Source organism: Trichlorobacter sp. (genome assembly GCF_030247655.1).
Taxonomy (GTDB): Bacteria; Desulfobacterota; Desulfuromonadia; order Geobacterales; family Pseudopelobacteraceae; genus Trichlorobacter.
On the sequence record NZ_JAOTRZ010000060.1, the window covers coordinates 1 to 14,744 of the forward strand.

Here is a 14,744-nt window from a genome sequence, read left to right on the forward strand (position 1 = left end):
TTCAACATCAGCAAGGGTGTTAAACCAGCCCGGACTTATCCGCAGGGTGCCGGTTGGATAACTTCCGATGGTACGGTGGGCACGGGGGGCACAGTGCAGACCTGCCCGAACCGCAATACCATACTCACGGTCAAGGTAAAAGGCCAAAATAGCGGGATCCCATCCCTCAATGGTCAAAGAGACCACACCGGATCGCTGTTCTGGGTTTATCGGTCCAAACAGGCTGCAACCAGCCATACCTTCCAGTCGTTGCCGGGCATGTTCAGCCAGCTGCTGTTCATGCTGCCCAACTCTGGCAACACCAGTTTCAAGCAAAAAACCCAGCCCTGCCCCCAAACCGGCAATACCGGACAGATTATGGGTGCCAGCCTCAAACCCTTCAGGAAAGGTATCAGGCTGATGGTCCTGATCTGAACTGCTGCCGGTTCCACCAGCCATGATAGGCCGCAACTGCACACCCGGCGCAACCGCCAGAAAACCGGTACCTTGTGGCCCCAGCAGCCCCTTATGGCCTGGCGCAGCCAGAAGATCTATCCCCAATGCCTGCATATCAAGGGGAAGAGTCCCGGCAGACTGGGCTGCATCAAGCAGCATCAAAACACCAGCCGTTTGGGCAATACCGGCTATCTGCCGAATATCCTGAATCCCGCCGGTGACATTGGAGACATGGGCCACCGCAATCATTCTGGTGTTCTTACGCAATGCCTGCCTGATCTGATCAGGATCAACCAGCCCCTGCGGATCAGCAGACACAATGGTCAGCTCAACGCCTGCTTTTTCAAGCATAAACAGCGGTCTCAAAAGGGAATTATGCTCCATAGAGCTGGTAACCACATGGTCCCCTGGCTGCAGGGTGCCTATGGTTGCCAGATTCAGGGCCATGGTGGCATTGCTGGTAAAGACGATGCGGGATGAATCAGCACAATTGACAAGTTGTGCAGCAGCCTCGCGGGTATCCAGCACCAGACGTGAGGCATCCAATGCCCGACCATAGCTGCCTCTTCCTGGTGACGCACCAACCTGCTGCAGCGCCTGCATGGCTGCCTGATAGACCTGTTCAGGCTTGGGAAAACTGGTGGCTGCGTTATCAAGATAGATAGACATGAGTATATAAACAGACTAGGGCGCCGTGACCGGACGTTCTTTCAAAAAAGGAGCAAACAGAATTAACGCAGCATCATTCTTCCGCTCTGGATCATGAATACCGGCCAGCACCTGTTTCTCATCAGCGCTGCCCCACCAGTTAAGCAGCGCGGCAAAAGGTTCACTGCCACGGTTGTGCAGATTGCCTGACCTGTTATCACTAAAAACAGAGCCAACAACACTGCCCCGTGCGTTTTCCAGCAGGATACCAACGCCATTGTTCTGAATAAATGATGAACTACTGATTCTGACCCGCACCCCCACCAGTTCAGCACCGCTTTCACGATTTTGAGAAAAACGGCAGAGCAACAGCTGACCATCGCCACCGGTCAACCTGAGGCCGCTCCGGTTCTCCAAAAACTGGCTGCTGGTCAGGCGGAAACGGCACTGGTCTGCCGCAACCCCTTCCTGGGAATTATTCAGTACCTTAACACTGGATAAGGTAAAAGAAGAACGCTGCGCCTCCAGGCCCCGGCGGTTCTCCTGCAGCGTACTGTCACGCAGATCAAGTTCGCTGTCAGCGAGCCTGCCCCCCCTGTCACAGCGGCTGATGGTACTGCCCTGCAGACCGGCTTCAGAATCATACAGCGCAATACCGGTCCGGGATTTGGAAACCATCACGCCTCGCCCGGTAAAACGTGAAAAATGAGCCTCAATACCGGTCTGGGCTCCTTCAATACGACAATGGTCAAAGCTGTTCTTCTTCTCACTGTTTAACAGCACCACACCGCCCCAGTCACCGGCAAGGGGCTGATTCAAGGCAGGCACAAACAGAATCGGTTGCTGCAGCGTACCATTGGCAACAATCCGCCCCTGTACCACCAGGCGAGAAAGTTCTATAGACCCGGGAGCAGAAGCGAACAAAATCCGGGCACCGGGATCAATCCGCAAGGTTGCCTGGGGAGTAACCACCAGCGCCCCTTTAATCAGAACTGTGCCACGCAGCACCATATCTTCAGCAACCGTCTTATTGACCAGTACGGTACCGGCCTTATCAATCACAGCCCGGGCCGGTTTTGACTGACTCATTACAGGAAGATCCGCCTGATTTCTGATTGCCAGAGGATCGGTATGCAGCGATGTCTCAGTCGGCAACAGGCGGCTATCAAGGGGGCTCTGGGGATTTTTCTGCAGAACCGGCTGCTCGGTTACCTGCTGCAGCGGTTTTGCTGCTGGTGGCGGCGGCTGAGGAACCGTCATGGAAACCGTTACCGTCTGTCCCTTTAACGGAGCATCCTGGGCATGAAACAGCTGTTGGCAGCCGGCCTGAGTCAGAATCAGGCAGCCCAAAAGCAGGCAACGAACCGTAAAAACGGGGGAAAATCGAATATTTTTCACGAAGGGTATCCTGATCAGACAAACATTCAAATTACTGAATATACAGATAAAGTTCATAGCACAGTATCCAACGGGAGTAAATTTTTAAAAAGCTTCCTGTATTCAAAAACTTCGCCAACCACGCCCAACATATCTTAACATTTGCTGTTGACAGCACATATATGTTGTGGTTCTATCCAGCCATCAGCACAAAATGTTGTGATTTACCCATAGCAACCTGCATCATCTTTCATCAGCACTTCCCTGTACCACGTTATAAAGCATATAGGAACCATCTGACAAGGAGAACACAACCATGTCCGCACAAGCGTCCACTGCCGGTCAACCTGCGCTCACCCCCAACGCCCTTACGGTTCTCGAAAAACGCTACCTCAAACGGGATACCAGCGGGAAGCCGCTTGAGACCCCTTCTGATATGTTTCGCAGGGTTGCAGAAACCATTGCCGAGCCTGACAAGAAGTTTGACAAAAAGGCTGATGTCAAAAAGCTTGCCGACCGTTTTTATGAGATGATTGTCAGCTTTGACTTTCTCCCCAACTCCCCTACCCTTATGAACGCAGGCCGTGAACTGGGCCAGCTTTCCGCCTGTTTCGTACTTCCAGTGGGTGACTCCATTGAAGAAATCTTTGACGCTGTCAAGTTCACTGCCATGATCCACAAATCAGGTGGCGGCACCGGTTTCTCCTTCTCCCGTCTGCGTCCTGCTAATGATCTGGTCAAGACCACCACCGGCGTTTCCAGTGGTCCGATCTCCTTTATGCGGGTCTTTGATACCGCCACTGAAACCATCAAGCAGGGCGGCACCCGCCGTGGTGCCAACATGGGAATCCTGCGGGTTGATCACCCCAACATCATGGATTTCATCATGTGTAAGGCTGATCAGAAGCTGTTCAACAACTTCAATATCTCGGTCGGCCTGACCGAGAAGTTCATGGAAGCGGTTGAACAGGACGAAGAATACGACCTGCTCAACCCCCGCGACAAAACCAAGATGGGCTCCCTGAATGCCCGCAAAGTGTTTCAGCGGGTCGTCAACCAGGCCTGGGAGAACGGCGAGCCCGGTATCATCTTCCTGGATCGTCTGAACCGTGACAACCCGACCCCCCATATTGGCGAAATCGAATCCACCAACCCCTGTGGTGAGCAGCCGTTGCTGCCCTATGAATCCTGCAATTTGGGTTCCATCAACCTGGGACGTTTTGTCAGCGAAGGGGCCATTGACTGGAGCCGCCTTAAGGAGGTCATCCATGACTCCGTCCATTTCCTGGACAACGTGATCGAGGCCAACAAGTACCCGCTGCAACAGATCCACGACATGACCCACGCAAATCGCAAAATCGGGCTGGGGGTTATGGGCTGGGCAGACATGCTGATCCTGATGGGTATCCCGTACAACTCTGCAGAAGCGGTAAAACTGGGCAAAAAGCTCATGCAGTTCATCAACGATGAAGGCCATGCCGCCTCCCGTGAACTGGGCCAGAAGCGCGGGTCTTTCCCCAACTTCATCGGTTCAACTTTTGACAAAAAGGGTGCCCTTCCACAGCGCAACGCCACCGTCACCACCATCGCCCCCACCGGTACCATCTCCATGATAGCCAACGCCTCTTCCGGCGTAGAGCCGCTCTTTGCCATCTCCTATGTCAAGAACGTCATGGACGGCACTAAGCTGGTGGAGGTAAACCCCACCTTTGAACAACTGGCCAAAGAGCGTGGTTTCTATTCTGCAGAACTGATGGAGAAGATTGCAGAACACGGCACGGTGCATGATCTGGACGAAGTTCCTGCCGACGTCCGTCGTGTCTTTGTCACTGCCCATGACATCACGCCGGAAGACCATATCCAGATGCAGGCTGCCTTCCAGCACCACACTGACAACGCCGTATCAAAGACCGTTAACTTCCCCAACACCGCCACCATTGAAGATGTTGAAAACGTCTACATGCTGGCCTACAAGACCGGCTGCAAAGGGGTCACCATCTACCGCGACGGTTCCCGCGACGAGCAGGTTCTGTCCACCACCAAGAAAGAAGAAAAGGCCGTTGTTTCGTCACTGGCAATGGAAGATGATAAACACGCCATCAAGCGTGAACGTCCCAAGGCCCTGAAAGGCTGGACCTACCAGATGCAAACCGGCTGCGGCCCGCTTTACATCACCGTCAACGAAGACAAGAACGGCCTGTTTGAGCTGTTCACCACCATGGGCAAGGCCGGTGGCTGCGCAGCATCACAATCAGAGGCGATCGGACGGATGGTCTCCCTGGCATGGCGCAGCGGCATCCAGGCCCGCCAGGTCATCAAGCAGCTGCTGGGCATCTCCTGCCACTGCCCTTCCGGCTATGGCGAAAACCGTGTCCTCTCCTGTGCCGACGCCGTAGCCAAGGCAATTCAGGCCCACATGCTGGAGAACGGCTACGACCTGAATGCTGAAGCAGCCCAGCATGAGCGTGGCGCCTGCCCAGAGTGCGGTGGCATTGTTGAGCACGAAGGTGGCTGCATGGTCTGCCACGTCTGCGGCTACTCTGAATGTGCATAACTAGAGATTGACAAGGCGGAGCGCCTTTCGCTATAAAGGTGCTCCATTTTGCGGGAATAACTCAGTGGTAGAGTGTCAGCTTCCCAAGCTGAAGGTCGCGGGTTCGAATCCCGTTTCCCGCTCCAAAGAAATCAAAGGGTTAGGCAAATCGCCTAACCCTTTTTGTTTTCCCATGGGAACATCCATGGGAACAAGTGGTTTTTTATTTATTAAAGTTCAGAGTTGGTGGGAATGCGATGGCTGCATCAAGATTGTATGTTTTATTGGGCTTGCCTCGATCATCTCTATCGGATATTTTTAAGTCACAAGCAATTTCAATAAGTTGTGATTTTTGCACTTCTTCTGGCGCTCTACCGCAAGACGTTTCCGCAGCAGTCGGGCTGGATTGGTGTCAGCTTCAGCCTTGGCCCATTCAAACGCTCTCTCAACCGCCTGAGTTGCACTATCTTTATTCCACTCAGGGAGGAAGTTTTCAGTTGCATTAAGTAATGCGATAGCAGTTTCAAGATTGTATGTTTTATTACCCCAACCCCTTTCATGCTGCACTGAAATTTTGAGGTCACAAGCAATTTCAATGAGTTGTGATTTTTGCACTTCTTCTGGCTTGATATCGTTTCTTGCAGCTCGCTAGCTAACCCTCTAAAGTCAAATCAACAACAGGTGATTTTAAACACCAGGTAGGGGTAACCCCAACATTCGTGTAACCAAGTGCAAAGTAGTGCTTTGATTGTTGGCTAACATGATGGAATTAAAACTCTATTTGTGTTTAGTTTTGAGTAGATTTTCTCCATCATTACGCAGACTGCCATCAGGGCCGACATGACGGTACAAAGTCTGCCTGGTGATGCCAAGCTCCTTGCATAGCTCTCCTACTTTGGTTTCAGGTTGCCCCATTGCGGCCATCGCAAGACGCAATTTTGCCACTGTCATCTTATACGGTGCTCCTCCAGATCGGCCTCTTGCTCTCGCCGCAGCCAGCCCTGCTTTTGTCCGCTCTGAAATAAGCTCCCTCTCAAACTCTGCAAGGGCAGCAAAGATACCGAACACCAGTTTACCTGCCGGAGTCGTGGTGTCAATTGATGCGCCATGCCCGGATAAAACCTTGAACCCAACCTTCCTTGTTGCCAGATCATGAACTGTATTTACCAGATGCTTGAGATCCCGGCCCAGGCGATCCAATTTCCATACCATCAGGGTATCGCCTTCTCGTAGCGCCTTCAGCGCGGATTCGAGTCCAGGACGTGCATCTAGCTTACCTGATGCTCTGTCTTCATAAATATGTCCGGGCTTAACTCCGGCGGCGACAAGTGCGTCACGTTGCAGATCTGTTGTCTGGGAGCCATCCATTTTTGAAACCCGCATATATCCTATCAGCATATGTCACCTAAACGGTCGTTTGTACGACAACAAAGTTGATGTCAGATTTGTATTCTAAAAATGTCATTTTAAAAGCACCTTAAACTATGTCTTGTAAAATGTCATCAGGTTGATTATGTGACTCAATATACATCGTCAGCAAATACTGGAGACAACATGAAGCGCAAATGGATACAAGAAGAGCTGGAACAACAATGGACCATCTTCCCTCATGAGCTTAAGCTGCTGAAAAACAAAACCGGATCAACCCGCCTGGGGTTTGCCATATTGCTCAAATTTTTCCAGATTGAAGGGCGATTTTCAGATACCCCACGGGAAATAGCTTTGGAAGTTATCCGATATGTCGCCAAGCAACTTGATCAACCCAGCAAAGATTGGCGAGAATATCCATGGTCGGGACGTGCTACAGTTTACCACCGGAACGAAATACGCAAATTTTATGCATATCGTAAGACATCAGCACGCGATACAAAAGCAATGGTCAAATGGTTGGCTGATGAACTTCTTAATCAGGAACAACGGCCAGAGCGACTTCAATCATTAGTCCTTGAGCGGTATCGAACATTATGCGTTGAACCACCTACCCATGAACAGCTTCGCCGTCTGATCCAGTCTGCCATCACTGAACACGAAAACCGTTTCTGTACAGCAATTGCCAGTGTTCTCACCCTCATCATCCTGAAGCGTATGGATGCCCTTCTCCAGATTCATCCGGCAGATGATGGTGACTGGACGATTTGGCAGAACCTTAAAAGTGATCCCGGCAAGGCGGGTATTGACAGCATTAAAGAGGCTGTCGTCCGCCTGCAGACAGTCAGAGACATTGGCCTTCCACGTGATCTTTTCAAAGAAGTCTCTCCCAAACTGCTGGAACGCTATGCCAAGCGTGTAGCTGTTGAAGAACCGTTTGAACTTAGGCGGCATGAAGCCTCTCTTCGGGCCACGCTGATGGCAGCCTTCCTTCATCGACGTAGTGAAGAGCTTACCGACCACCTGGTGGATCTACTGATCGAGACCGTCCACAAAATGGGCAAAAAGGCAGAGAAGCGGATTGATGAAGGGCTTGGCGAAGCACTGCAGAAGGCCCCCAGCAAGATGATCAAGCTCTACCGGATTGCCAAGGCGTCTGTTGAAGCACCCCAGGGCATTGTCTCCGATGTCATCTTTCCTGAAGCCCCGGAGCCATGGCTTAAAACACTGATCAAGGAAGTAGAAGCCAGTTCCGGTTATACCGGAAAAGTCAGAACAGCCTTACAGAAAGCCTATCGGCACCACTACCGCAGAATGCTGCCTGAACTGCTTCATAACCTGGAATTCCGCTGCACCAATGTTCAATACCAACCACTCCTGCAGGCCCTTGATCTGATCACTTCACAACTTGAACACAAGAAACCAACCTTCCCGGAAGAGATACAAGCCCCTTTGAAGGGCATTGTCCCATCAAACTGGCTACCACTGGTGGTTGAAGATGGTGTGATCAATCGTAACGCCTATGAAATCTGCGTCCTCAGGGCCTTGCGGGAACAACTGCGCTGCCGTGAGATCTGGGTAGTTGGCAGCCGACGCTATCGAGACCCGGAAGAAGACCTGCCTCAGGACTTTGAAGAACGGAAGGCTACCTACTATGAGGACTTGAGCATACCTATTGATGCAAAGGAGTTCACAGCATCATTGCGACAGGAGCTGACCCGCCACCTCGACAATTTCAATAAGTGCATACCGCTCAACCCCAAGGTCAGGATTGTAGCAGTGAAGGATGACCACCGGATTTCGGTCACCCCCTTTGAACCCCAGGCAGAGCCAGAAAACCTAGCAACCCTTAAACGGGAGATTACCCAGCGCTGGCCAGGCACCAGTCTCCTGGATGTATTGAAAGAGGCAGACCTGCGGACAGACTTTACCCGCTTTATTCAGAGCGGTACTGAACGCAGCCATATGGATAAGGCCACCCTCAGGCGTAGGATTCTACTCTGTTTGTTCGGTATGGGTACCAATACCGGTATTAAGAGTATGGAATCATTGCCAGACGATGATTACAAGGATTTGCTCTACGTCCGTCGCCGATTCATCTCCAACGAGGGATTGCGTCAGGCCATTGCCCAGGTGGTGAATGCAACCCTGGCAATACGGTTGCCCCAAATATGGGGTGAAGCAACCACCGCCTGTGCTTCCGACTCCAAACAGTTCGGTGCCTGGGATCAGAACCTGCTGACTGAATGGCACCTGCGTTATGGAGGCCGGGGCGTCATGGTTTACTGGCATGTGGAAAAGAATGCCGCCTGCATCTACTCCCAGTTCAAGCGAGTCTCGTCGTCAGAGGCAGCGGCCATGATCCAGGGGGTGCTGCGACACTGCACAGAGATGGAGGTTGAACGACAGTATGTGGACAGCCACGGCCAGAATGCAATCGCCTTTGCCTTCTGCAGGCTGTTGGGGTTTGACCTGATGCCGAGGCTGAAAGGAATCAATAAACAGAAGCTGTATAAGGCCGACAGCAAACAAGACTTCCCGAACATCAATCCGATCATAGCAGGCAAGGCTATCAACTGGGAGTTAATTGAGGAACAGCTGGATACCATGGTCAAGCACGCTGCTGCCTTGAAACTGGGGATGGCTGATGCAGAGAGCCTGCTGCGCCGGTTCAGCCGGAATAATATCCAGCACCCTGCTTACAAGGCTTTGGCAGAACTGGGAAAAGCAATCAAGACCATCTTCCTCTGCCGGTATCTGGATTCAGAGGAGTTGCGTCGTGAAGTTCATGAAGGATTGAATGTAGTTGAGAGCTGGAACAGCACCAACGGCTTCATCTATTACGGTAAGCAGGGAGAAATATCAACCAACCGCAGGGATGGTCAGGAGATGGGATTGCTTTGCCTGCACCTGCTGCAGGCCAGCATGGTGTACATCAATACCCTGATGATCCAGCAGGTGCTCAAAGAACCGGTCTGGTCTGACAAAATGACAACCCGTGATCTAGCGGCGCTTAGTCCGCTGATTACAAAACACATCAACCCCTACGGGCGGTTTGATCTGGATATGGACGTCAGGCTGCCACTTGATGAGCCTGCATAGGGTGCAGCAACTTGGGGGCACCTCAGAAAAGGGGGGGAAATAGCACGTTAAGACTCAGAACACATTAGCATGGCTCTCTTTTGCATCTGCTAACTAAGCCTACCCCCTATCCAGCACCTTGAAACGAAGATGCGCCAAAAAATATTTTTCTATTCCCCCTTGCAATTACGGAAAAGGGTGCTATCTAAATATCCATATATCGTAATCAATCCGCTTTTACGACAGATTGCATTGCGTCACCCCAACACCGTAGGAGCAGTTGATGAAGTATACCTCCCTGGCCTGTGCAGCGCTCATGCTGCTTTCCGTCCCCATTGCATCCCCGGCAACCACCACCGACGGCATCTACCAACTCTCGGAAGTAACCAGTAGCTGGGACGGCACCGACGCTGTTTTTCCTGCTACTCCCACTGTTGATTACGATGCCCTGCTTGGCGACGATGCCGTTCTTACCTACACCCTGCCTGCCTCCTTCTCCGGCTTTACCTTCTACCGCCAACCCTACACCCAGATCAACGTTGATACCAACGGCTCCATCTGGTTTAGCAACACCGCTTCCACCTATGCCTTCAGCCTGGGGATCACCGCTAAAGGCCCGGTTATCAGCCCCTGGAACAACGACCTTTCCACCTACAGCTACGGCGGCGTCTTTATCCAGCACAAAACCAATCCAGAGCGGGTGGTTGTTGAATGGCAGACTGAAACATGGAGCGATGAAGGCGGCTTCCTGCCCAACAGCTTTGAAGCCGTACTCTTTCCCGACGGCACGATCCGCTTTGACTATCAGACCTTCTCGGCAGCCAATGCAGCTGATTTTGGATCAGGCATCTCACAGGATGACGGCAGCCACTACCTGAGCCTCATCAGCAACTACGGCAATATCCAGACCCTGGCAGGCCGATCCTTTCGCTTTATTGATCTAAGTCTTGTACAAAACCGCACCTTAAGTCTGCTCTTCAACGGCACCGGCAGCGGCACTGTCATCAGCGACCCGACCGGAATCGCCTGCAACACCAACTGCTCTGCCTCCTTTCCAGAAGGCAGCATTGTCACCCTGCGCCAGACACCGCACTATTCAATCTTAACGGCTGGAGTAACGGAGCCTGCAACGGCACCGGCGATTGCCATCTAACCATGAATGCAGACAGCAGCATCACCGCCAACTATACCTACGACACGTCTCATCAGGTCAAGGCAAGTAACGGTTCTTACTACTCATCCATTCAGGCCGCCTACAACGTCATAGCAGACAGCAGTATCATCAAACTCTGGGCCACCACCTATACCGAATCCCTCACCTGCAACCGTCCGATAACCACCACCCTGCAGGGCGGCTACGACAGCGGCTACACCAGCATCGTTGGTGAACCGATCCTGAACGGCGAACTCACCATCAGCGACGGTACCATCATTGCCGACGGCCTGGTTATCAGGTAAGCCCCATGACATCTTTCTATAACGTCAAAACACGAGACCTATCCATGCAGATGAAGCCAGCTTCCTACCACACCCATCTTCTACACGGCCTGATTGCTTTACTGGCCGGCCTTACGCTGTTGTTTTCCACCACCGCCGCCCATGCGGTCTCCTGTGACCCACAAAATGGTGTTGACATTATCGGTAGCGAATACATTGCTGACTCCTGCATTCCCGATGGGATGAGTGATGGTGCAACCATACACTGGACAGTTCGGTCTGTTATTTGCCGCGGTGGAAGTGTTATCGAAAATCCGGATAGCAGCAGCGCAAGTGGCTGGGCCACCCCGAGTGGATTAATTGCAGCCACACTGCCATATAACTTCAAGGTATTCCGTAACAAAGAAGGTACGCACCTGCTAAGCGTACACCGTTACTATACCGGTCTTATCGATGGCAAGAGTATGGCGCCGTACTCTTTTGGGTCTGTATATACGGACGTGATAACCAGACCAATCTGGATTATCCCAGCCACTCCCGTCTGCCAGGGCGGTGACTTCAACCGCCCTGCAAATGAAACCTGTGCAGAATCCAGCGTCAACGTCGGCACCGGCAGACTTTCCCACGACCAGGAACTGTTCAGCATTAAAGGCAGCCAGCCGTTACGCCTTGCCCTCTCTCTCTACTATCGCAGTCTTCAGCCATCCCCCAGTACCATCGGCAACGGCTGGAGCCACAGCTATGAAACATTTCTAACCAACGGTGCAGGCTACACCATAACTCTCTGGTTAAACGGCAAGCGCCGTATCTACAACAACTACAGCGGCAGTTATGTACCCCCAAAGGGAGATTACTCAACCTTGGTGCAAAACGCCGACAGCAGCTTCACCATCACAGAAAAGGACGGACTGAAACGTAACTTTGCAGCAACCGGTCTTGCCACCTCAATCATTGACCGTAATGGCAACACCATCAGCTTCAGCTACACCAGCGGCAAGCTCAGCAGCATTACCGATGCCAATGGCAGAACAGCTCTCTTCAGTTATGATAGCGATGGCAAACTCAGCAGCATCACCGATCCCAAGGCCAACAGCTACAACTTCAGCTACACCGGTGGCAAACTGACTACCGTTACCCATCCCGACACCGGTCAGTGGAACTACAGTTACAACAGCAACGGCCTGCTTGCCTCAAAGACCGACCCGGAAAGCAACCTTACCAGCTACAGTTATGACAGCAATAACCGCCTCAGTATTGCCACAGACCCCAACAGCAGAACTCTCAGCTACACCCATGCGCCAACAGCTCCGGCCGGCAAGGTTCCCGATTCCTATCCGATAGCTGTGGTGGCGGCAAAACCTCTTACCTACACCGCCAAAGACGGCAACGGCTGGAGCTACAGCTACGAGGCTTTGACAGAAAACATCCTCTCCAAGACTGATCCCTTGGGCAACAATACCAGCTATACCTACGACACCCAGGGTAATCTGCTGACCAAGACTGAACCCGGTATCGGCACCACCACCTATACCTATGACAGCAAGGGGAATATCCTGACGGTTAAAGACCCCTTAAACCAGACCACCAGTTTTACCTACAACAGCTTTGGCCAGATATTGACCGTCAGCGGCGCACCGGGCAGCTACGCCTACAGCTATGACACCGCCGGTAACCTGCTGACCAGCACCAACCCGGCAAATGAAACCACCAGCTACACCTACGACAGCAAAGGCAACTTGCTGGCCATCACCGATCCCCGTAGCAAGGTTACCAGCCTGGCTTATCATGCCACCACCAACGACCTGCTCAGTGTTACCCTGCCTGCCACCGGCACTCCGCCCATTGCTGCACTCTATCAGCTGACCCATGATGCAAACGGCAACCTCCTAACTGTTACTGATCCCCTGGGCAAGATAACTACCTACACCTACAACTCCGGCAATCAGGTCGCAACGGTCACCAACCCCCTGGGCAAGGTAACCAGCTACAGCTATGAAAAAAACGGTAACCTCAAGACAATAACCGATGCCAACAACAAAACCACCAGCTACAGCTACAACTACCGTGGCCAGCAGACAAACAGCACCAATGCCCTGAATGCCGTCACTACTCTGGGCTACGGCACCCCCGCCTGCCCCACCTGCAGCGGTGCTGATCAGCTCACCAGTATCACCGACGCAAAGAATCAGAAGAGCACCTGGGTCTATGACACAATCAACCGGGTAACCAGCACCATTGACCCCCTGAACAAAACCACTGCCTACAGCTACGGCGCAACCGACCTGCCAACCTCCCGCACCGATGCCAATGGCCAGACCATCAGCTACACTTACGATGCACTACAACGTCTGACCCAAACCAGCTACCCAGACAGCAGCACCACCACCTTTACCTACGACAGCAGGAACAACATCCTGACCGCAGTAAACAGCGCAGTCAGCTACAGCTACACCTATGATGCAGCCAACCGGATCAAGACCGTAGCCGACAGCAGAGGCTACAGCATCAGCTACGACTACGACCTAAACGGCAACCGCACCAAAACCACCCTGCAACCGGGTACCGCAGACCAGCGGATCGTCAACTATGCCTACGACAACATCAGCCGCCTGGAGACCCTGACCAGCCCTGCCGGAAGCTTCAGCTTTGGCTACAACATCAACAACCAGCGCACAACACTGGCCTATCCCAACCAGATCATTGCAACCTACAGCTATGACGATGCAGGCAGGCTGACCGCACTGACCCACAGCAACCCCGACACAACCATCATCACCAGCGCCGGATATACCCTGGATGACACCGGCAACCGCACCGCAAAAAGCGGCAGCACACCGGAAAGCTACAGCTACGACGCCACCTACCGCATCCTGCAGGCCATCACCCCCAAAGGGTATGAAACCTACAGCTATGACCAAGTAGGCAACCGAACCACCGGCCCCGGCCCACGTGACACCAGCTACAGCCATGATGCTGCCAACCGGATGACCCAGGGCAGACAGTACAGCTACAGCTATGACAACAACGGTAACCAGACAGCAAAAAGCATCAACGAAACCAAAGGCTGGATTCAAAGCTGGGATTATGAGAATCAACTCAGCAGATCAGAACGAAGCAAAGGAGCAGAGAAGCGAACCGTAACCTACAAGTACGATCCCTTTGGCAGACGGATTGAGAAAAAGCTACAAACCACCAACCCAACCACCACCAACCCAACCACCACCGAGACAACCAGCTACGTCAATGATGGTGACAACATCATTCTGGAACTCTTTACCGACAAGAACGGTATCACCACCAAAACCTTCTACACCCACGGCCCGCATACGGATGAACATCTGGCGCTGGAGAGAAACGGGCAGTTTTACTACTACCATGCCGATGGGTTAGGCAGCATCACGGCTATTAGCGATACCGCCAGAACTGTGGTAGAACGGTACAGCTACAGCGTGTTTGGGCAGCCGAGACCGACGACGGGATTCAGGAACAGCTATCAGTTTACTGCCAGGGAGTGGGATAAGGAGACCGGGCTGTATTACAACTGGTTCAGATATTATGATCCGATGGAGGGGAGGTTCATCAGTAAAGATCCGATAGGCTTCGCCGGAGGGGATGTTAATCTATTTGCGTACGTCCAAAATAATCCGATTAACTGGATTGATCCGGAGGGACTGCAACAGCGTAGCCCATATGGGGAAATTACTGCACCATCAAGTTTGTCTCATAGTGTATTGAACTCCCTTTATACTGACTATCGTTTCTTTGTGAATAATCCAAATCCAAACAGCCGTGTTAATGTTTTTATGAAATATGAAAGATTAGCCCTTGAGTTAGGTACTGGAGCTGGTGCTATTAAATCACCTCT

The 14,744-nt window shown here is 52.3% G+C and carries 9 protein-coding genes and 1 tRNA gene; 6 read left to right on the top strand and 4 right to left on the bottom strand.

Annotation, left to right across the window (positions count from 1 at the left end):
- Window positions 1-1,104: aminotransferase class V-fold PLP-dependent enzyme (locus OEL57_RS07355; RefSeq protein ID WP_300739110.1), on the bottom strand; the 1,104-nt coding region annotated here is incomplete at its 3' end.
- A 15-nt stretch (window positions 1,105-1,119) separates the two neighbouring features.
- Entirely contained in the window at window positions 1,120-2,481 is a 1,362-nt protein-coding gene (locus OEL57_RS07360; RefSeq protein ID WP_300739114.1) for a right-handed parallel beta-helix repeat-containing protein, read from the bottom strand.
- A gap of 295 nt (window positions 2,482-2,776) precedes the next feature.
- Here OEL57_RS07360 and OEL57_RS07365 point away from each other — a divergent pair, with 295 nt between their 5' ends.
- Together OEL57_RS07365 and OEL57_RS07370 are read left to right on the top strand one after the other, a co-directional pair.
- Window positions 2,777-5,014 carry a vitamin B12-dependent ribonucleotide reductase gene (locus OEL57_RS07365; RefSeq protein ID WP_300739116.1) on the top strand — a complete coding sequence of 746 codons (2,238 nt, stop codon included), beginning with the start codon at window positions 2,777-2,779 and terminating at the stop codon, window positions 5,012-5,014.
- 50 nt (window positions 5,015-5,064) lie between these two features.
- A tRNA-Gly gene (locus OEL57_RS07370) sits at window positions 5,065-5,139 on the top strand.
- A 172-nt stretch (window positions 5,140-5,311) separates the two neighbouring features.
- Here OEL57_RS07370 and OEL57_RS07375 read toward each other — a convergent pair.
- Both OEL57_RS07375 and OEL57_RS07380 read right to left on the bottom strand, forming a co-directional pair.
- Window positions 5,312-5,608, bottom strand: coding sequence for a hypothetical protein (locus tag OEL57_RS07375; protein ID WP_300739118.1), 297 nt, complete (start codon window positions 5,606-5,608; stop codon window positions 5,312-5,314).
- A 162-nt stretch (window positions 5,609-5,770) separates the two neighbouring features.
- Window positions 5,771-6,391, bottom strand: a complete 621-nt coding sequence (locus OEL57_RS07380) for a recombinase family protein (protein WP_300739120.1) — start codon at window positions 6,389-6,391, stop codon at window positions 5,771-5,773.
- Window positions 6,392-6,547: 156 nt separating this feature from the next.
- On the opposite strand from OEL57_RS07380, the gene OEL57_RS07385 reads away from it, so the two are divergent.
- From OEL57_RS07385 to OEL57_RS07400, 4 genes are all read left to right on the top strand, one after another.
- Complete coding sequence (locus tag OEL57_RS07385) at window positions 6,548-9,463, top strand: Tn3 family transposase (RefSeq protein WP_300739122.1); 2,916 nt, start codon at window positions 6,548-6,550, stop codon at window positions 9,461-9,463.
- 262 nt (window positions 9,464-9,725) lie between these two features.
- Window positions 9,726-10,595, top strand: coding sequence for a hypothetical protein (locus OEL57_RS07390; RefSeq protein WP_300739124.1), 870 nt, complete (start codon window positions 9,726-9,728; stop codon window positions 10,593-10,595).
- 2 nt (window positions 10,596-10,597) lie between these two features.
- Window positions 10,598-10,900: a hypothetical protein gene (locus tag OEL57_RS07395; protein ID WP_300739127.1), complete on the top strand. Its 303-nt coding sequence runs from the start codon at window positions 10,598-10,600 to the stop codon at window positions 10,898-10,900.
- A gap of 44 nt (window positions 10,901-10,944) precedes the next feature.
- Window positions 10,945-14,744, top strand: a 3,800-nt coding sequence (locus tag OEL57_RS07400) for an RHS repeat-associated core domain-containing protein (protein WP_300739130.1), incomplete at its 3' end; no start/stop codon positions are given.